The sequence below is a fragment of the Burkholderia sp. RF7-non_BP4 genome (assembly GCF_001521935.1).
Classification (GTDB): Bacteria; Pseudomonadota; Gammaproteobacteria; order Burkholderiales; family Burkholderiaceae; genus Burkholderia; species Burkholderia diffusa.
The window spans coordinates 373,490-392,488 of the sequence record NZ_LOTA01000010.1; the positions used below are offsets into that span (position 1 = coordinate 373,490).

At 67.4% G+C, this 18,999-nt stretch carries 15 protein-coding genes; 10 read left to right on the forward strand and 5 right to left on the reverse strand.

All coding sequences use genetic code 11. The features are described from left to right. Window positions 1-871: 871 nt before the first annotated feature. Complete coding sequence (locus WS49_RS05450) at window positions 872-1,654, forward strand: Crp/Fnr family transcriptional regulator (RefSeq protein WP_059525170.1); 783 nt, start codon at window positions 872-874, stop codon at window positions 1,652-1,654. Window positions 1,655-1,686: 32 nt separating this feature from the next. Beyond that, window positions 1,687-3,078 carry an undecaprenyl-phosphate glucose phosphotransferase gene (locus WS49_RS05455; protein ID WP_059525692.1) on the forward strand — a complete coding sequence of 464 codons (1,392 nt, stop codon included), beginning with the start codon at window positions 1,687-1,689 and terminating at the stop codon, window positions 3,076-3,078. 82 nt (window positions 3,079-3,160) lie between these two features. Here the strand turns inward: WS49_RS05455 and WS49_RS35535 are convergent, their stop codons facing one another. Further along, on the reverse strand, window positions 3,161-3,334 hold the full coding sequence (locus tag WS49_RS35535) for a hypothetical protein (protein WP_175907158.1): 174 nt from the start codon (window positions 3,332-3,334) through the stop codon (window positions 3,161-3,163). Window positions 3,335-3,677: 343 nt separating this feature from the next. On the opposite strand from WS49_RS35535, the gene WS49_RS36335 reads away from it, so the two are divergent. Both WS49_RS36335 and polX read left to right on the forward strand, forming a co-directional pair. Further along, window positions 3,678-4,070, forward strand: coding sequence for a TraR/DksA family transcriptional regulator (locus tag WS49_RS36335; protein ID WP_059525174.1), 393 nt, complete (start codon window positions 3,678-3,680; stop codon window positions 4,068-4,070). Between the two features lie 169 nt (window positions 4,071-4,239). Further along, the gene (gene polX, locus WS49_RS05470; RefSeq protein ID WP_059525176.1) at window positions 4,240-6,006 is read left to right on the forward strand and encodes a DNA polymerase/3'-5' exonuclease PolX; all 1,767 of its coding nucleotides are present in this window, start codon (window positions 4,240-4,242) and stop codon (window positions 6,004-6,006) included. Between the two features lie 15 nt (window positions 6,007-6,021). Here polX and ald read toward each other — a convergent pair whose 3' ends face one another. After that, a complete protein-coding gene (gene ald, locus WS49_RS05475) occupies window positions 6,022-7,137 on the reverse strand; it encodes an alanine dehydrogenase (protein WP_059525694.1) in 1,116 nt (371 codons plus the stop codon). A 355-nt stretch (window positions 7,138-7,492) separates the two neighbouring features. Between ald and WS49_RS05480 the strand changes: the two genes are divergently transcribed. Next, window positions 7,493-7,909: a DUF3995 domain-containing protein gene (locus WS49_RS05480; RefSeq protein ID WP_059525178.1), complete on the forward strand. Its 417-nt coding sequence runs from the start codon at window positions 7,493-7,495 to the stop codon at window positions 7,907-7,909. 244 nt (window positions 7,910-8,153) lie between these two features. On the opposite strand, the gene WS49_RS33185 is transcribed toward WS49_RS05480, so the two are convergent. Further along, entirely contained in the window at window positions 8,154-8,516 is a 363-nt protein-coding gene (locus WS49_RS33185; RefSeq protein WP_179949244.1) for a hypothetical protein, read from the reverse strand. Between the two features lie 6 nt (window positions 8,517-8,522). Here WS49_RS33185 and WS49_RS05485 point away from each other — a divergent pair, with 6 nt between their 5' ends. From WS49_RS05485 to WS49_RS05500, 4 genes are all read left to right on the forward strand, one after another. Further along, entirely contained in the window at window positions 8,523-9,260 is a 738-nt protein-coding gene (locus tag WS49_RS05485) for a gluconate 2-dehydrogenase subunit 3 family protein (protein WP_059525696.1), read from the forward strand. Continuing rightward, window positions 9,260-11,038: a GMC family oxidoreductase gene (locus tag WS49_RS05490; protein WP_059525180.1), complete on the forward strand. Its 1,779-nt coding sequence runs from the start codon at window positions 9,260-9,262 to the stop codon at window positions 11,036-11,038. Before WS49_RS05485 ends, WS49_RS05490 begins: the two co-directional genes overlap by 1 nt. After that, window positions 11,035-12,429 (forward strand): cytochrome c, encoded by a 1,395-nt coding sequence (locus tag WS49_RS05495; RefSeq protein ID WP_059525182.1) that lies wholly within the window; start codon window positions 11,035-11,037, stop codon window positions 12,427-12,429. Before WS49_RS05490 ends, WS49_RS05495 begins: the two co-directional genes overlap by 4 nt. A 209-nt stretch (window positions 12,430-12,638) precedes the next feature. Next, complete coding sequence (locus tag WS49_RS05500; protein WP_059525184.1) at window positions 12,639-14,360, forward strand: cation:proton antiporter domain-containing protein; 1,722 nt, start codon at window positions 12,639-12,641, stop codon at window positions 14,358-14,360. Window positions 14,361-14,490: 130 nt separating this feature from the next. Here the strand turns inward: WS49_RS05500 and WS49_RS05505 are convergent, their stop codons facing one another. Both WS49_RS05505 and WS49_RS05510 read right to left on the reverse strand, forming a co-directional pair. Then, window positions 14,491-16,383, reverse strand: a complete 1,893-nt coding sequence (locus WS49_RS05505; RefSeq protein ID WP_059525186.1) for a peptidoglycan D,D-transpeptidase FtsI family protein — start codon at window positions 16,381-16,383, stop codon at window positions 14,491-14,493. A gap of 375 nt (window positions 16,384-16,758) precedes the next feature. After that, window positions 16,759-17,106, reverse strand: coding sequence for a DUF3564 family protein (locus WS49_RS05510; RefSeq protein ID WP_059525188.1), 348 nt, complete (start codon window positions 17,104-17,106; stop codon window positions 16,759-16,761). Window positions 17,107-17,755: 649 nt separating this feature from the next. Here WS49_RS05510 and WS49_RS05515 point away from each other — a divergent pair. Beyond that, window positions 17,756-18,967, forward strand: coding sequence for an SDR family oxidoreductase (locus tag WS49_RS05515; RefSeq protein ID WP_059525190.1), 1,212 nt, complete (start codon window positions 17,756-17,758; stop codon window positions 18,965-18,967). The last annotated feature ends 32 nt before the right edge of the window (window positions 18,968-18,999 follow it).

The window sequence follows — 18,999 nt, forward strand, 5'->3', positions numbered from 1 at the left end:
TGGGGATTTAGCACGCGCGTGCGGATTTGAGTTCGTCGGAATTCGAATGCTGATGGCGGGAAAAGGCTAGCACGCAATTGAATTCGATAAATTGCGCACTGCGTAACTTCACAAAGTTTGACGATTCTGGATAAATGAAAACGTTATATGGATTTGAAGATCATGTTTTCACGAGTTAATCGAATTGATATGGATTGGCGGTTAAGTCGTGAATTCGATGACGATCTGGAATCAATCGGGAAGCGTCGCATATCGTACAGGTAAAACATTAAGGATGCGTCGAACATTATTTGACAATTGAGATTTTAGTCATGAATTTATCAATTGAATCATGTGGTTGCGGTGGTTGTGTGCGTTTGCTTACAGAGTCGTAAATTAATATAACGATTCATATTTGAGACAGTTTCAAACGATCATTCGAGGTGTCGGGCGCCGCTCGGGTGTCGCGCGGGACGTCACGGAAACAATTGAAAACGGGCCGTAAGTAGTTGAACGATAAGCTTCGCGGCCCCGCTGCCGGAGCCGCAGCATACTCGGTGGCCATTGATCAGTCGAATCACCGGCTGTGTCCGCTGCGGCAGAGGGTGTCCGAAAATGAGACGCTTTTTGCGGTTTTCAGTCGGCAATTCGGGGGTGCAAAATCGCGGGTCATTTATATATTAAGGATGAAGCGGGTATTGGCACGTAAATCGCTTATTGAGATGGGCGCATCGAAACGGGACTGCCGATTCGATCCGGCGGTGTGAAGCCGACGGTCGATTGGAAGGAGGGTTGTGGGCCGCAACCCGCGTCGCCGTCGGGACGCGCATCGCGATAACGAGTTCCGCTGACGCGGCTGCATGCGGCGCGGACGACAAAATGGGATACAGACATGCTTCATCTTCACTCGAGCTACTCGGCGAATGCCATCCTCGATGCCCTCCCGGAGGACAGCATCCGCGCCATCGCACCGCACCTCGAACTGGTCAGGATCAAGGCCGGCATGCTCGACCGTGTCGGGGAACCGATGCGCCACCTGCATTTCCCGACGACCGCCATGATGTCGGTGCAGCACCTGATGGAGGACGGTGCGATGGTCGAGGTCGCCGTGGTCGGCCGCGAAGGCGTGGTCGGTCTGGCGACGCTCGTCGGCGGTACCGCGATATCGAACCGCGTCGAAGTCCGTATCGGCGGCATGGCCTATCGCGTGCCGACCTGCGTGATGCGCTCGGAATTCGAGCGTTCCCCGGCGACGTATCGGCTGCTGCTGAACTACTGCCAGGCGACGATGGCGCAGATCTCGCGCAGCGCGTTGTGCAACCGGCATCACTCGGTCAGCGAGCAGTTGAGCCGCTGGCTGCTGCTCGCGCATGACCGGATCGACGGCGACGAACTGGCCGTCACGCAGCAGACGATCGCGAACATGCTCGGCGTGCGCCGCGAAGGCGTGACGGAAGCAGCCGGCCACCTGCAGGAAGCCGGGCTGATCCGTCAGCGTCGCGGCCGCATCACGGTGCTCGACCGCGACGGCCTCGAGCGCCAGGCGTGCGAATGCTACGAGCTGATTCGTGCGGACTTTCGCCGGCTACTCGGCACGCGGAACGGCGCGCGATCGATGCCGGTGCGACCGCGCATGCACGACGTGCACGGCGGATTTCCGGTGCATGGTGCGTGACGATGCACGCGACGGCGGGTGGAACGAATACGATGCGGCGCGCCGCGATCGCCGCGGCCGATGTCGCGCTCGTGCTGGCAGGCGCGCTCGCCGCGCAGGTTGCGACGGGGCTCGCGTGGCGCGATCTGTCGGATGCGCAGCGCGGCGCGATTGCATTGCTGTGCGCGCTGACGGTCGCGTTGTTGCCGCGCAGTGTGCGTGTGTCGCGCGGGGCGTCGTCGTCGCATGACAGCGGAACCGTGCTGACGCGCACGGTGGTGGCCGTCGTGTGCGCGGGCACGCTGACGGTGGCCGGCACGATGTGGATCATGAACCGCGGCGGCACGGTCACGACGCGCTGGATTGCGCGGACGGTGCTGTCCGGCGACGCGGCACTGCTGCTCGGCAGGCTGGCACTGTGCGCGTTGGCGATGAAGCGCGGCGATTCGCGCACGCGGCAGCGGCGGGTCGCGATCGTCGGCGCGACCGCTTACGGACGGGTGGCGATCGAGCGCATGCAGCTCGAGCCGACCGGCCCATTCGCGGCGGCCTGCGTGTTCGACGACGACGCGCCGGCCGGGGCAGCCACCGCCGGGATCGGCGGCGTGCAGGTGATCGGCGACTGGGTCGCGCTTCGGCGCATGATCCGCGGCGGCGAGATCGACGAAGTGTGGCTCACGCTGCCGATGTCGCACGAGTCGCGCATTCAGCGCATCGTGCGCGAACTGCGCGACGAGTTCGTCGAGTTGAGACTGTTGCCGGACGTGCGACAGATGGCGGTCGTCGAGCGATCCGCGACCGATGTGCTCGGCATGCCGGCAATCAACCTCGCGACCACGCCGCGTTCCGCGCCGGAACTGTGGGCGAAGTTCGCGTTCGACCGGCTGTTCGCGGTCGCCGTGCTGATCCCGTTGCTGCCGCTGCTTGCGGTGCTGGCGATCGCGGTGAAGCTGTCGTCGCCGGGGCCCGTCTTGTTCAGACAGCGCCGCAAGGGTGCCGACGGCCGCGAGTTTCACATCCTCAAGTTCAGGACGATGCGCGTGCATCGCGCACAGCCCGGTGTCGTGCGGCAGGCCTCGCGCAACGATGCGCGCATCACGCCCGTCGGCGCGTTTCTGCGGCGCACGTCGCTCGACGAGCTGCCGCAGTTCTTCAACGTGTTGTTCGGCCAGATGTCGGTGGTGGGTCCGCGTCCGCATGCGATCGAACACGACGACTTCTACCGGCAACTGGTCGACTGCTACATGTATCGCTATCGCGTACGGCCCGGGATCACGGGATGGGCGCAGGTGAACGGCTACCGCGGCGAGACGCGCAAGGTCGAGGCGATGGCCGCACGCGTGAAGTTCGATCTGTTCTACATGCAGAACTGGAGCTTCTGGTTCGACATGAAGATCATCCTGATGACGGTCGTGCGTGGCTTCGTCGGGCGCAATGCATTCTGACGAAGAGGATTGCGAAGTATTCTGTGCGGCGTTTTCGTCGTCGATGCGATGCGCCCCGGGACGGCGCACCTGAAACCGCGCGTCAACCGTCCGACGGCGGCTGAGCGGCCGCCGGCAACGCAGCGGGCGTGGCGGCGGGGCTGGCGTCGGGCGCGGCTTGCGCGCTCGACGGCTGGATGGCGTGCTGGATCGTCGGCACGACCATCGTCGGGAACAGGGCCGCAAGGGCCACCCAGATGACGACGCCGAACAACATGACGTTCTCCCTCGAAGCAGCGGATTCGCCGCGCATGTTTTCAATCTATGTCGCAACTTTTTACAGGGGATTGATCGACCTCAACGGCGGCTGCGTCAGACGAATGCGGGTGGGCGCGATTATCGCGTCGGTCCCCCGTTTTCGCGCGCACGAGGTGGGCGCTGACGCCGGTCAACACACGCGTGTGCATTGGGTTTATGCTGCGTCGAAGGCGTCCGGCGCTTCGTGCGGCCGGACGTGCATCCGGGCGCGGCGAGCCGGGGCGTTCCGGCCCGCCGCGCACCGGCGCGACAACCGCGCGCCGTATGCCCGTTGCGCGGAACCCGGAAAAGGAGAGACGGCGATGGCGCTCGATCAAGAACAACGGCGGACGCTGCAGCAGCGGCTGACCGAGAGCGAGCAGGCGTTGCGGGCGGATATTCGCACGAGCGAGGACCAGCGCGCGTCGGAGTCCTACGCGGAGCTCGCCGGCGCGGCGCCGGACGAGGGTGACGAGGCGAACGCCGATCTGTTCGTCGACATGGATCACGCGCTGATCGGGATGAAATTGACCGAGTTGCGTGCGATCGGGCGCGCGCAGCAGCGCATGCGCGACGGCAGCTACGGCGAATGCATCGACTGCGACGCGCCGGTCGGCTACGAGCGGCTGCTCGCACGCCCGACTGCCGAGCGTTGCACGCATTGCCAGTCCCTGTACGAGCGCCGCTACGCGACGACACCGCGCGCATCGCTCTGAGGTATCGGCGCAGGTGCCGCGCAGGCCGCATGTCCCGCGCGACACGACACGGGCAATCGGTGCGGGATGACCAACGGGCGCCCGCCGTCGTCGACATGCGGTGCCGGGCGGGCAGACGCCGGCGCGCCGGCGCACGGCGCCATCCACGTGGAAGGGAGCCACGCCGACCATGCCGATCCACAATGCCGAGTGTGCGGCCGTCTTCGCCGAAATCGCCGACATGCTCGAGATCCAGGGCGCCAATCCATTCAGGGTGCGCGCCTATCGCAACGCGGCCCGCACGATTGCCGACTACGGGCGGGACATTCCCGCGATCATCGCGAGCGGCGGCGATCTCGGCCGGATTCCATCGATCGGTGCCGATCTCGCGGCGAAGCTGCGCGAGATCGCGTCGACCGGCACCTGCGAACTGCAGCAAACGCTGCGCCATGCGCTGCCGGGCGCGATCGTCGAACTGCTCGACGTGCCGGGGCTCGGCGCGAAACGCGTCAAGGCGCTGCATGACGCACTGCACGTCGACTCGCTCGAACAGCTGCGCGCCGAAGCGAAGAGTGGGCACATCCGTGCGCTGCCGGGTTTCGGCGCGAAGACCGAAGCCCATCTGCTCGACGCGATCGACGATCGCCTGAAGCGCGAGCCGCAACGCTTCCTGCTGCCGGATGCCGCGCAATCGCTGATGCCGTTGCTCGAGCGTCTGCGCAAGGTGGCCGGCGTCGGCGAAGCGGTGCCGGCCGGCAGCTTTCGCCGCAGCCGCGAGACGGTCGGCGATCTCGACATCCTCGTGACGGCCCGCGATCCGGCCGCGGTGGCCGATGCGTTCGTCGGCTACGGTGAAGTCGCGCGCGTGCTCGCGAACGGCAAGACGCGTTCGAGCATCATGCTCGGCAACGGGCTGCAGGTGGATCTGCGCGTCGTCGATGCCGACGCGTTCGGCGCGGCGCTCGTCTATTTCACGGGATCGAAGGCGCACAACATCGCACTGCGAAGGATCGCGCAGGCCGGCGGCCTGAAGATCAACGAATACGGCGTATTCCGCGGCGACGAGCGAATCGCGGGCGCGACGGAGGCATCCGTCTACGAGGCGATCGGTCTTCGCTGGGTGCCGCCCGAGTTGCGCGAGGACCGCGGCGAGATCGACGCGGCGCGTTCGGGCACGCTGCCGGCGCTGGTCGAGCGCAGGCACGTTCATGGCGATCTGCACGCGCATACCGCGGCGTCGGCCGGGCGCGACAGCCTGCGCGCAATGGCGGATGCGGCCCGGGCCCGCGGGCTCGCTTATCTGGCCGTCACCGATCGCGCACCGGATACGAAAGGTCACCGCGCCGATGGCGACTGGCTCGTGCGGCAGATCGACGAGATCGACCGCCTCAACGCGTCATTCGACGACTTCGTGCTGTTGAAGGGCGTCGAGGCCGGCATTCGCGAGGACGGCAGCCTCGACGTGCCCGACGACGTGCTTGGTCGCCTCGGCCTCGTCGTCGGCGCGGTGCGCGACGGCTTCGACCTGTCGGGCGACGCGCAGACCGCGCGGATCCTGCGTGCGATGGATCAACCGAATTTCACGATCCTCGCGCATCCGACCGGCCGGCTGCTCGGCGAACGCGACGCATGCGAACTCGACGTGCCGCGCGTGCTCGCCGCGGCCGCCGCGCGCCACTGCTTCGTCGAACTCGACGGCGACCCGCGACGGCTCGATCTGCCGGACGTCTGGTGCCGCGAGGCCGCGAAAGCCGGCGTCGCCGTGGCGATCGGCTCGGACGCACGGTGCGCGAATGATCTGGACAACCTCGGATACGGTATCGGCCAGGCGCGGCGTGGTTGGCTCACGCGGCAGGACGTGCTCAACACGCGCACGCTCGCGCAACTGCGGCCTTTGCTGGCGCGCACGATGCGCGCGAGCGGCGCGTCGCAGCGCGGCCGCCCGAAGGGTGCGTGACGGCGCGCGCCGAAGTCAGGCCAGCACGTCTTCCGCCGGTACGTACGGCAGGCCGAGCGCCAGCGCAACGGCCTCGTACGTGATGCGGCCGTCGCATACGTTCAGGCCCGCGCGCAGATGCGGATCGTCTGCCATCGCGCGCTTCCAGCCCTTGTCGGCGAGCGCGAGCGCATGGCCGAGCGTCGCATTGTTCAACGCGAACGTCGACGTGCGCGCGACCGCGCCGGGCATGTTCGCGACGCAGTAGTGCACGACGCCGTCGACGACGAAAGTCGGCTGCGCATGGGTCGTTGCATGCGATGTCTCGAAACAGCCGCCCTGGTCGATCGCGACGTCGACGACGACCGCCCCCGTGCGCATCGTCGCGATCATGTCGCGCGTGACGAGCCGCGGCGCCGACGCGCCCGGCACGAGCACCGCGCCGATCACGACGTCGGCGTCGCGCACGGCTTCGTCGATGGTGTGCGCGTTCGAGCAGACGGTCGCGATCCGGTTCGCGAAGACCAGGTCGAGCTGGCGCAGCCGGCCCACGTTCGTGTCGAGCACGGTGACGCGTGCGCCGAGGCCGACTGCCATCTGCAGCGCACCGGTGCCCACCACGCCCGCGCCGAGCACCACGACGTGCGCGGCCGGCACGCCGGGCACGCCGGCCATCAGCACGCCGCGGCCGCCGCGCGGGCTTTCGAGGTGCGTCGCCGCGACCTGGATCGACATGCGTCCCGCGACCTCGCTCATCGGCGCGAGCAGCGGCAGCCCGCCGCCGGGGCCCGTCACGGTCTCGTACGCGATGCACACCGCACCGGACTTCACCAGCGCGGCCGCCTGCTCGGGATCGGGCGCGAGATGCAGATACGTATAAAGAATCTGTCCGCGCCGCAGCATCGCGCACTCGGCCGCCTGTGGCTCCTTGACCTTGATGATCATGTCGGCGCGCGCGAAGACGTCGCGCGCGTCGTCGCACAATGCCGCGCCGGCGGCCGTGTAGTCGTCGTCGAGCAGGCCGATCGCGGTGCCCGCGCCGCGCTGCACGAGCACGCCGTGGCCATGCCGCGTGAGTTCGCGTGCGCCGGCCGGCGTGAGGCCGACGCGGTATTCGTGGTTCTTGATCTCCTTCGGCACACCGATCAGCATGAGTCGTCTCCATGGGTATTCGTCGTTGTCGTCGTGCCCGGGTGTGCAGCGATCGTCCGATCGTGCGTGCCGGCGAACGGCACGCGTGCGACGGTCGCGCATGCACGGTTCGAGTGCCGTACTGGAATAAAAGGGTAGTGGTGCCCGGAGGGAAGTCAAGCGGCGGCCTGTGAGACGGCGCGCGCGCACTGCACCGCAGCACGCGGCATGGCGCATTGCGACCGGACGTCGCAATGCATGCGGCACGTGGTTTGGGTATCGTCTCGTGTTGCGCGGAACCGGGGCCGCGCGCGGCCGGAGCCTGTCCGGCCGGATCACGACACGACGACACGATGAGACAAGGAACCTTACCGAGATGACCGGCGCGTATTTCAGCGTGCCGACGCTTTGTGCGATCGCACTCGTTCACGTCTACTGGGCGTTCGGCGGACGGCTCGGCAAGCGTGCGGCCATTCCCGAACAGAACGGGGTACCGCTGCTGCGGCCGACCACGCTCGGCACGCTCGCCGTCGCGACGGCATTGCTGGCCGGCGCATGCGTGGTGGCGTCGCGCGCGGGCTGGCTGTGGCCGAACCGGTATCCCGGCGCGATCGCGTTCGCGATCGTTGCGCTCGCATTGATCTTCGCGGTGCGCGCGGTCGGCGATTTCCGCTACGTCGGCTTCTTCAAGCGGGTTCGCGGGTCGCGTTTCGCGCGGATGGACAGCGTGTGTTACTCGCCGCTGTGCGTGGCGCTCTCGTTGTCGATCGCGTCGATGCTGTGGCCGTGGTGAGCGTCGCGCCCGGCGCGGCAGGCCGTGTGCAGCGACGGGCGCACTGACGCTCGTCGCGGCGTCGAGATGGAACGCGCAGACCGGGGAGAAGCGGGCGAAGCCCGCGCGCGCATCGCGCCGGCGGGGTGAGCGACGACACGACCGCACCACGGCTCTTGCGCAATCCGGAAAACGATTTCCCCATTATTGCGATTTTCGATGTAATGAATTGCATCGAACCCTTTGGAAATGGAACCGGTTCCATCTATAATTCGCGACGTTTGTCGCCGGGCCCGGAATGAGGGTCGTGCACGATGCGCTTGCCGCCGGCCAGCGCGGCGTCTAAGTTGAATAGGGCCATGGCGATGCAGGGCAGATGCGGGCGGTAAGCCGGTATTTGTCCGAAGATCAGACCCGCGAAGAGGTCGACTCCATGCAGCGCGCCGACAACCGGCGCGCTGCGCGGCTGCATGACGGCGCCACCGCGCAACGCGCGGCGTGCGCCCGCATCGAGGTTGTTCGCAACACCGCAAGAACAGGACGGCCGGCCGCGCGCGGCATGGCTGCCGTGCCGGGCATGCCGCATGCGGAATGCGCGCCCCGAACCACGTTCCCCAACGATCACCATCCGACCATGTCCACGCCACCCGACAAACCCAATTCGCGTCGCCGTTTCCTGCGCACGTCGGTCGCGCTCGTGCCGATCGCGTCGGTCGCCGGTTGCGACCTGCGCTCGTCGTCGTCCGCGACCGCGGCCGGCAATGCGTCCACCGCATCGGCCAGTGTCGAACGCGCGCCGTACAAGCCGACCTTTTTCGACGCGAAGGAGTGGGCGTTCGTCCAGGCCGCCGTCGACCGCCTGATCCCGGCCGACGCCGAAGGCCCCGGTGCGCTCGAATCCGGCGTGCCCGAATTCATCGACCGCCAGATGGAAACCCCGTACGCGCACGGCGCGACGTGGTACATGCAGGGGCCGTTCCAGCAGGGCGTGCCCGAGCTCGGCTACCAGCTCAAGCTCGTGCCGCGCGATATCTACCGGCTCGGCATCGCGGCGGTCAACCGCTACTGCGAAAAGGCCCACGGCAAGGTGTTCGCCGACCTCGACGCGCCGACTCGCGACACCGTGCTCGGCGCACTGGAAAAAGGCGGCGCGCAGATCGACGACGTGCCGTCCGTCGTGTTCTTCGGCCAGTTGCTGCAGAACACGCGCGAAGGCTACTTCTGCGATCCGGTGCATGGCGGCAATCACGACATGGCCGCGTGGAAGATGATCGGTTTTCCGGGCGCGCGCGCCGACTTCATGGATTTCGTCAACCAGAACGGCAAGCCGTACCCGTACGGCCCGGTCTCGATCAACGGGGAGCGCACCTGATGGCAGCGGAAAAGAAGCCGCACGTCGATGCGGTGATCGTCGGTTTCGGCTGGACCGGCGCGATTCTCGCGAAGGAACTCACCGAAGCGGGCCTGAACGTCGTCGCGCTGGAGCGCGGCGAGTATCGCGACACGTATCCGGACGGCGCGTATCCGAACACGATCGACGAGCTGACCTACAACGTCCGCAAGAAGCTGTTCCTCGACCTGTCGAAAACGACCGTGTCGATCCGCCACGGCGTGCAGGACACCGCGCTGCCTTACCGGCAGCTCGCCGCGTTCCTGCCGGGCGAGGGCGTCGGCGGCGCGGGGCTGCACTGGTCGGGCGTGCATTTCCGGATCACGCCGGAAGAGCTGCGTCTGCGCAGCCATTACGAAGAGCGCTACGGCAAGAAGTTCATCCCGGAAGGGATGACGATCCAGGACACGGGCGTCAGCTACGACGAGCTCGAGCCGTATTTCGACTTCGCCGAGAAGGTGTTCGGCACGTCGGGGCAGGCATACAAGGTCGGCGGCAAGGTGGTCGGCGACGGCAACGTGTTCGAGGCAAACCGCAGCGACAACTTCCCGCTGCCCGCGCAGCTCAACACGTATTCGGCGCAACGCTTCTTCGATGCGGCGAAGTCGCTCGGGCTGCATCCGTATCGGCTGCCGTCGGCGAACACGTCGGGCCCATACACGAACCCGTACGGCGTGCAGATGGGGCCGTGCAACTTCTGCGGCTACTGCAGCGGCTATGCGTGCTACATGTACTCGAAGGCGTCGCCGAACCTGAACATCCTGCCCGCGCTGAAGCAGGTGCCGAACTTCGAGTTGCGCTCGAAGTGCCACGTGCTGCGCGTGGACCTCGACGACACGAAGAAGCGCGCGACGGGCGTCACCTACGTCGACCCGGCAGGCCGTGAAGTGCACCAGCCGGCCGATCTCGTGATCGTCGCGGCGTTCCAGTATCACAACGTGCACCTGCTGTTGCTCTCGGGCATCGGCAAGCCGTACGACCCGATCTCGGGCGAAGGTGTCGTGGGCCGCAATTTCGCGTACCAGAACCTGTCGACGATCAAGGCGTTCTTCGACAAGGACACCTTCACGAACCCGTTCATCGGCGCGGGCGGCAACGGCGTCGCGGTGGACGACTTCAACGCGGACAACTTCGACCATGGCCCGCTCGGCTTCGTCGGCGGTTCGCCGCTGTGGGTGAACCAGGCCGGCGTGAAGCCGATCAGCGGCATCGCGACGCCGCCGGGCACGCCGCAATGGGGCGCCGCGTGGAAGAAGGCCGTGAAGGACAACTACGCGCATACGATCTCGATGGACGCGCACGGCACGAACATGTCGTACCGAGATGTCTACCTCGACCTCGATCCGACCTATCGCGATTCGTACGGCCAGCCGCTCTTGCGGATGACCTTCGACTGGAAGGACAACGACATCAAGATGGCGCAGTACGTGACCGGGCAGATGAAGAAGATCGCGGAGGCGATGGGGCCGAAGGCGATCGGCGTGTCGACGCGCGAGTTCGGCAAGCACTTCGATTCGCGCGCGTACCAGACGACGCACCTGGTCGGCGGCGCGATCATGGGCACCGATCCGAAGACGAGCGTGCTGAACCGCTACCTGCAGTGCTGGGACGTGCACAACGTGTTCGTGATGGGCGCGTCGGCGCTGCCGCAGGGCATCGGCTACAACCCGACCGGGATCATCGCGGCGCTGGCCTACTGGTCGGCACGTGCGATCCGCGAGCAATACCTGAAAAATCCCGCCCCGCTGGTGACCGCATGAAGAGGACAGTGAACCACCACAACGCCGCGCGCCGAATTTCCCCGCTGCGGCGCGCACTGGCGATCGGCACGGCATGGGCGGCGTTCGGTTTCGCGGGCGGCGCGGCCGTCGCGCAACCGGCGGCGCCGGCGGCACAGTCCGCCGACGCGAACCTCGTCAAGCGTGGCGAATACCTCGCCCGCGCGGGCGACTGCATCGCGTGCCATACCGCGAGCGGCGGCAAGCCGTTCGCGGGCGGGCTGAAGTTCGACACGCCGATCGGCGCGATCTATTCGACCAACATCACGCCGGACCCGAAGACGGGCCTCGGGGGCTGGACGCTCGACGACTTCACCCGCGCGGTGCGCGAGGGCGTCCGCAAGAACGGCGACACGATGTATCCGGCGATGCCGTATCCATCCTACGCGCGCCTGAGCGATGACGACGTGAAGGCGCTGTATGCGTACTTCATGCACGGCGTCGCGCCGGTCGAACGCGAGAACCGCGCGGTCGACATCGTATGGCCGCTGTCGATGCGCTGGCCGCTGACGTTCTGGCGCAAGATGTTCGCGCCGGCGCCGAAGCCGTTCGATGCGGCGTCGTACACCGATCCGGTGGTCGCGCGCGGCGCGTATCTCGTGCAGGGTCTCGGCCATTGCGGCGCGTGCCACACGCCGCGCGCGGCGACGATGCAGGAGCGCGCGCTGACCGATGCAGGCGGCCTCGACTTCCTGGCCGGCGGCGCGGCGATCGACGGCTGGGTGCCGACGAGCCTGCGCGGCGAGCCGCGCACCGGGCTCGGCACGTGGAACGAAACCGAGATCGTGCAGTTCCTGAAGACCGGCCGCACGCTGCGCACGGCCGCGTTCGGCGGGATGACGGACGTGGTCGGCCACAGCATGCAGCACATGACCGACGACGACCTGACCGCGATCGCGCGCTACCTGAAGACGCTGCCGCCGCGCGTGCAGGCCGAGCAGCCGCACGTCTACGACGCGGCCGCGGCGAAGGCGCTGCAGACCGGCGACGCGAGCAAGCCGGGCGCCGCCGTCTATCGCGACAACTGCATGGCGTGCCACCGCAGCGACGGTCACGGCTACACGCGCGTGTTCCCGGCGCTTGCGGGCAACCCGGTCGTGCAAAGCGAGGACCCGACGTCGCTCATCCACGTCGTGCTGGAAGGCAGCGCGCTGCAGGGCACGCACGCCGCGCCGTCGACCTTCACGATGCCGCCGTTCGGCTGGCGCCTGTCGGACCAGGAAGTCGCGGACGTGTCGAACTTCGTGCGCACGAGTTGGGGTAATACGGGCGCGGCGATCACGGCCGCGCAGGTCGCGAAGGTGCGCAAGAGCACGCCGTCGACGCGGCCGGAGCCGCCGCCGGGCGCGCGGTTCCCGCAGGCGTCGCGCTGACGCGCGCGGTGGGGCGCCGGGCCCCGCCCGATCGATCCGCCTCACGCTGCCGGCCGGCTTTTGAGACGTGTTCCGACCACCCGGGGTAGTACCCCGCAATGGCGGGCCATCGCGTGAATTTTTCGCGGTGGCCCGCCATTTTTCCATCTCATCCCTTATCCTTCCATTCTTGAACCTTACTAAATAGTTACAAGAACTCGGGAGGGAGGATGCCTCATGACGTCAGCCTGATTGCGTTGCTCGCGGCCGGTTTCGGTCTCGCGATGATCTTCGGTTACCTCGCGTCACTGCTGAAAATGCCGCCGCTCGTCGGCTATCTGCTCGCCGGGATCGTGATCGGCCCCGGCACGCCCGGTTTCGTCGGCGACCTGTCGCTCGCGCAGCAGCTCGCGGAAGTCGGCGTGATGCTGCTGATGTTCGGCGTCGGCCTGCATTTCTCGCTCGGCGACCTGCTCGCGGTGCGCAAGATCGCGCTGCCGGGGGCCGTCGTCCAGATCACCGTCGCGACGTTGCTCGGCGGCGGGCTCGCGCTCACGTGGGGCTGGAGCCTCGGCGCGGCGCTCGTGTTCGGGCTCGCGCTGTCGGTCGCGAGCACGGTCGTGCTGCTGCGGGCGCTCGAGGGGCGCGGGCTCGTCGAGACGGTGAACGGGCGCATCGCGGTCGGCTGGCTCGTCGTCGAGGATCTCGTGATGGTGCTCGTGCTCGTGCTGCTGCCGCCCGTCGCGGGGTTGCTCGGCGGCACGCCGCCCGGCGACGCGCACGCGGCCGGCGGCAGCGTATGGGGCACGCTCGGCGTCACGATGCTGAAGGTGGCCGCGTTCATCGCGCTGATGCTCGTGGTCGGCAAGCGCGTGTTTCCGCGCATCCTGTGGCTCGTCGCGCGCACCGGTTCGCGCGAGCTGTTCACCCTGTGCATGATTGCCGCGGCGGTCGGCATCGCGTTCGGCGCGGCGAAGCTGTTCGACGTGTCGTTCGCGCTCGGCGCGTTCTTCGCCGGGATGATGATGCGCGAGTCGGAGTTCAGCCGGCGCGCGGCCGACGAGACGCTGCCGCTGCGCGACGCATTCTCGGTGCTGTTCTTCATTTCGGTTGGGATGCTGTTCGACCCGACGGTGCTGCTCACCGAGCCGCTGCACGTGATCGAGGTCGCGGCGATCGTGCTGGTCGGCAAGACGCTCGCGGCGGTCGCGCTCGTGATCGCGTTCCGCTATCCGCTGAACACCGCGCTGACGGTCGGCGCGGGCCTTGCGCAGATCGGCGAATTCTCGTTCATTCTCGCGGGGCTCGGTCGTGCGCTCGGGCTGCTGTCGGCCGAAGGGCAGAGCCTGATCCTCGCGGTCGCGCTGATCTCGATCGCTATGAACACGCTGCTGTTCGCGATGATCGATCCGGCGCTCGCGTGGATCCGCAAGCATTCGGCGTTCGCGCGCAAGCTCGAGGCACGCGACGATCCGCTCGCCGCGCTGCCGATGTCGACGCCGCAGACGCATCTGACCGGGCAGGTCGTGATCGTCGGCTACGGCAAGGTCGGCACGCGGATCGCGCATGCGCTGGACGAGCGCGGAATCGCGTATGTCGTCGTCGAGCAGAATCGCGAGCTCGTCGAGAAGCTGCGCGCGGACGGCGTCGCCGCCGTGTCGGGCGATGCGATCGAGCCGATCGTGCTCGTCCAGGCGCATATCGCGCGCGCCGGGATGCTGGTCGTCACGCTGCCGGACGTATTCGACGTGCGGCAGATCGTCGAGATCTCGCGCACGCTGAATCCGACGCTGGAGGTCGTGCTGTGCACGAACAGCAGCGACGAGGCCGCGTTGCTGTCGAGCGAGGGCGTCGGCACCGTGTTCATGGGCGAGAGCGAACTCGCACGTGGAATGACCGAGCATGTGCTCGGCAGGATGGTGAAGCCGGTGGCGGCCGCGCACGCGCACTGACGGTCGCGCGGCCGGATTCGCGCGGATAGAGGGAGCGTATCGGCCAGCGGAAAGCGGGCGTGCCGGGCATTCGGCACGGCGAACGATCGACCTGTTCGCCGCGCGCGGCGCCGAGTGCGCCCCGGCGGCTTCAGCCCGCCGCCGCCTTCGCCTGTACGGCCGCGCCGGATTGCGCGGCCGTTTTCACGGGGGCCGATGCCTTCCGCTCGGCCGCCGTCTTCGGTTGCGCCGCGGCCTTCGGCGCCGCGACGGTCTTCTGCGGTGCGGCCTTGACCGGCGCATTCGGCGTCGGCTCGACCGGTGCGTCGGGCGGCACGCCGAGCAACTGCAGCGAGCCGCTCGTGACCGACGAGAACACCGGGCCGGCCACCGTGCCGCCGTAATAGCCCTTGCCGCGCGGCTCGTCGATCATCACCGCGACGATCAGGCGCGGGTTGCTCATCGGCGCCATCCCCGCGAACAATGCGCGGTACTTGCCCTTCGCATAGGTCGCGCCGACCTGCTTGCGCGCCGTGCCCGTCTTGCCGCCGATCCGGTAGCCGTCGACCCGCGCGCGGCGCCCGGTGCCGCCTTCGCCGACGGCCGACTCGAGCATCGCGCGGATCGCCGCCGCGGTTTGCGGCGACGTCACGCGGTGGCCGCGATGCGCGTTGATCGTCTGCGGGTCGGAGCCGTTCTTCAGCAGCGACACCGGGTGCAGCGTGCCGTCGCCCGCGTAGGCGGTGTAGGTCTGCGCGATCTGCAGCAGCGACATCGACAGCCCGTAGCCGTACGCCATCGTCGCCTGCTCGATCGGCCGCCAGCGCTTGTAGCCGCGCAGGCGGCCCGACGCGACGCCCGGGAACGTCAGCTCCGGCGCGCGGCCGATCCCGTATTCCTGGTACTTGTTCCAGATCGTTTCGGCGGGCAGGTTCAGCGCCAGCTTCGCGAGCGCGACGTTGCTCGACTTCTGCAGCGCTTGCGAGACGGTCAGCGAACCGTGGTTCGACGTGTCGTGGATCACGGCCGGGCCGATCTTGTAGGTGCCCGGCGACGTATTGATGATCGTGTTCGGTGTGACCTTGCGCTCGTCAATGGACAGCGCGACGACGAGCGGCTTGATCGTCGAACCCGGCTCGAACGTATCGATCACCGCGCGGTTGCGCAGCTGCTGGCCCGTCAGCCGGGCGCGGTCGTTCGGGTCGAAGGTCGGGTAGTTCGCGAGCGCGAGGATTTCCCCGTTCTGCGCGTCGAGCACGACCACGCTGCCGGCTACCGCGTTGTTCTCGAGCACCGCGGCCTTGAGCTGGCTGAACGCGAGCTGCTGGATCCGCCGGTCGATCGTCAGTTCGATCGTCGCGCCGTGCTGCGCGGGCACGAGCGGACGCGTGTCGGACACGATGCGGCCCAGTCGATCGCGGATCACCTCGCGCTGCCCGGCAGTGCCCGACAGCCGCCCGTTCGCCGCGAGCTCGACGCCTTCCTGGCCCTTGTCCTCGACGTTGGTGAAGCCGACCACGTGCGCGGCCGATTCGCCCTCCGGATAGAAACGCTTCGAGTCGGCGATCTGCGTGATGCCGTCGATCTCGAGCTTGTCGAGCCGGCTCGCGGTGTCGGCGTCGATCTGCCGCTTGAGCAGCACGAACGTCCGGTCGTTGCGCAGGCGGCGCTTCACTTCCACGAGCGGCATGTCGAGCAGCTTCGCGATCTGCGGATAGTCGATTTCGGCGACCTGTTTCGGATTTGCCCAGATTTCATAGGTCGACAGGCTGACCGCGAGCATCGCGCCGTTGCGGTCGACGATGCGCCCGCGCATCGCGTCGAGCTCGATCGTGCGCTGGTAGCGCTTCTGGCCTTGCCCGACGTAGAAATCCTGGTTCGCGACCTGCACCCAGAAGGCGCGTCCGATCAGCGCGGCGAAACCGAGGGACACCATGATCACAACCAGCTTCGAGCGCCACATCGGCAGGCGTGACGCGAGCATCGGATGCTTGGTCGCGGCGGCGTATGGATCGGCGGGGTGGGTCTTCTTTTTCACGCTCATGCAAGGGCCGGGTCGGGCCGCCGGACGGCGGCAAGTCAGTCGGAATAATGTGATTGTAATAAATGAGTAAACATCATGTGGGGAAAGTGTGTTTCGGCCCCGTAAAAGATTGGCGTTTCCGCCCGGGCACGGTCGGGAAAAGGTGGGAGCGGGGCGAAATGGCGGCGCGGCCTGACGTGCTGACGCAACGGAGCCGGAATGGAGGGGGCGGATCGTTACCGTCGCCGCGGTTCGATTAACCCGGCCCCGATTAATTCAGGGACCGGAAAATAAAAAGGCGCCTTGAAGAGAGGCGCCTTATTGATGAATATCGAAATGAATATCGCGGAAACCGGAATAAACCCGAAAACCGCAGAGGATTGCCGTCAAAAATACCTATCGCGCGACGGAAATAAATTCATGGTATTCCGGCTCTGCCGTGGAACGATCGACCGCTTGCAGACGCCATGCACCGTCGGGGTGCTCGCCGGCGAGCACCGCGGGACCTTGTTCGCGCTGCGTCGCGCTGAACGACAGCCCCTTCAACTGGCACACGGCCTTCCCGCTGTCGGCCGCGCAGAGGGCCATTGCGCCTTCCACGTCCCGAACCTTGCCCCAGCTCGGAAGATCGATCCCCTGGTGAGCCTCGCGTGACCACAGCCCCTCGTCGGTATCGACCCAGAGCACCGCGAAGGAGTGACGGGTTGCCGACTCGCTGCCATTAATCCGAATAGTGAGGCGCATTGGATCGTCTCCTGAAGAAAATGACACATTCGACCGTTTTGGTTTGACCAGTCTAGATAGACTGCGGTGAAACGCAAGTGATAATCCGCAATAAATCCGAATTGCGCCTATAGGCGTTTCCCGATGAAACGATGTCTGACGATCCGCCGCGATCGTGACGGCGCGCGCAAACGCAAGCGCAGCATGAGCCGCGCACCGCGATCGGACCCAGGCGTGTCCCGGACATGCGATGACCCCGTGAGCGGCCGCGTCGAAGTGTCGCGCCGAAACGAGGGCTCCGCGCGCATCGGCCGTCCGGCCGCTGACGCATCCCGAATGCTGCCCGCCCGAACGTTTCGACGATTTGATCGCCGGCCGACGCGACACACTCCGACATTCGCGTACAAATCCTCACACTTTCACGAAACTTTCAGGACAGACTTGCGGGCGATCAGGCCCCACACTTGGATTTTCCGATCCTGCGCCGTGGACGCCCGTCCGCGGCGGGCCGCCGCCGCCTCGTGCCAGAGACGCGATCGACGCGATCGCGGGCCGCAGCCCGATCGGGATTGCCGGGGCGAGCGTCGGCCCCGGCCCGGCCGACAGCCGCGCGCCGCTCCGCGATCCGGGGCGGCCGCGCCGTCCGGCCGATTCTTCGAAGGAGACTATCGTGCTGATCTGGAAAACCGCGTTGTCGCTCAACTGGCGCACGAGCCTCGTGTCGCCGGCCAGCGCACCGGTCGCGGCGGCCAACGTCGGACGGCTGGTGCTCACCGGCGCCACCGGCTTCATCGGCAGTACCGTGCTGACGGCGCTCGTCAACGCCGGGTTGCTCGAGCGCATCGTGTGTGTCGTGCGTGCGGAGAATCGCGGCCACGCGGTCGCGCGTTTGCGTGAAGCGGCGTTGCGCGCGGGGCTCGCGCCGTACTGGGCATCGCGTCTCGGCGACGCGAACGTGGTCGTCGGTGCGCTCGGCGACGTGTGGCAGGGCACCGACGCGTCGCGTCTCGCCGGCGCGACGCACGTGATCCATTGCGCGGGCCATGCGTCGCCGGCCGACGGCTCGCACCTGCAGGCCGACATCGCCGATTCGCTGCGCTTTGCCGAACGGTTCGCGCACGCGCCGCAACTGCAGCGTTTCGTATACGTCGGCACCGCCTATGCGCACGCGGGCCGCGGCGGGATCGTGTACGAGGCGACGGCGGGCGCATCGGCGAGCGACGCGGCGCAGGGCGGCGACGGGTTGCACGGCGCGGTGCTCGCGGCGGACTACCTGCAAGCGAAGGCGGAAACGGAGCAGCGCCTGCGCGCGCTCGGGCTGCCGCTCGTCGTCGTGCGTCCGTCGCACGTCGTCGGCCACACGGTGCTCGGCACGCGGCCCGCACCGAATTCGTTCTGGATGTTCCGCGTGGCGCACGCGGCGCGGCGCTTTACCGCGCGGCCGATGACGCGCATCGACATCGTGTCGGTCGACGACGTCGCGCGCGCGACGATGCTGCTGGCCGTGAAGCCGACGCTGATGCACGACGTGTACCACGTGTCGGCCGGCGAAGAGGCGCCGCAGGTCGCGCAGATCGTGCGCGCGATGGACGAGGCGGCCGGCATGACGGGCGCGCCCCGCTACGTGGCCTGTGCGCCGGCCGAACTGCCGCTCGTGGTGCGCGACGTGCTCGGGCGGTCCGATCCGGCGCTCGAACGCGTGATCGGCCGCGCGTTGCAGCGTTGCGCGGAGTTCGCGATGGTCGATCGCGTGTTCGACAACCGCCGCGTGCGCGACGAAATCGATTTCGAGCCGCTGCCGTTCATCGATTACGTCGAGGAGTGCATGCGCACGTCGCGCGGCGTCGCGGTGACAGAACTGATGCGCGGCGCGCTGCACTGAGCGCCCGCGCGATTCGGGGCCTGCCGATTCCC

Coding starts and splice junctions, on each gene's coding strand:
- WS49_RS05455 (WP_059525692.1), top strand. CDS start 1,687: ATGCGGCGCGCCGCGATCGCCGCGGCCGATGTCGCGCTCGTGCTGGCA.
- WS49_RS33185 (WP_179949244.1), bottom strand. CDS start 8,516: ATGGTGATCGTTGGGGAACGTGGTTCGGGGCGCGCATTCCGCATGCGG.
- ald (WP_059525694.1), bottom strand. CDS start 7,137: ATGCTGATCGGTGTGCCGAAGGAGATCAAGAACCACGAATACCGCGTC.
- WS49_RS36335 (WP_059525174.1), top strand. CDS start 3,678: ATGGCGCTCGATCAAGAACAACGGCGGACGCTGCAGCAGCGGCTGACC.
- WS49_RS05490 (WP_059525180.1), top strand. CDS start 9,260: ATGGCAGCGGAAAAGAAGCCGCACGTCGATGCGGTGATCGTCGGTTTC.
- WS49_RS05510 (WP_059525188.1), bottom strand. CDS start 17,106: ATGCGCCTCACTATTCGGATTAATGGCAGCGAGTCGGCAACCCGTCAC.
- WS49_RS05480 (WP_059525178.1), top strand. CDS start 7,493: ATGACCGGCGCGTATTTCAGCGTGCCGACGCTTTGTGCGATCGCACTC.
- WS49_RS05495 (WP_059525182.1), top strand. CDS start 11,035: ATGAAGAGGACAGTGAACCACCACAACGCCGCGCGCCGAATTTCCCCG.
- WS49_RS05485 (WP_059525696.1), top strand. CDS start 8,523: ATGTCCACGCCACCCGACAAACCCAATTCGCGTCGCCGTTTCCTGCGC.
- WS49_RS05505 (WP_059525186.1), bottom strand. CDS start 16,383: ATGAGCGTGAAAAAGAAGACCCACCCCGCCGATCCATACGCCGCCGCG.
- WS49_RS05450 (WP_059525170.1), top strand. CDS start 872: ATGCTTCATCTTCACTCGAGCTACTCGGCGAATGCCATCCTCGATGCC.
- polX (WP_059525176.1), top strand. CDS start 4,240: ATGCCGATCCACAATGCCGAGTGTGCGGCCGTCTTCGCCGAAATCGCC.
- WS49_RS35535 (WP_175907158.1), bottom strand. CDS start 3,334: ATGTTGTTCGGCGTCGTCATCTGGGTGGCCCTTGCGGCCCTGTTCCCG.
- WS49_RS05500 (WP_059525184.1), top strand. CDS start 12,639: ATGCCTCATGACGTCAGCCTGATTGCGTTGCTCGCGGCCGGTTTCGGT.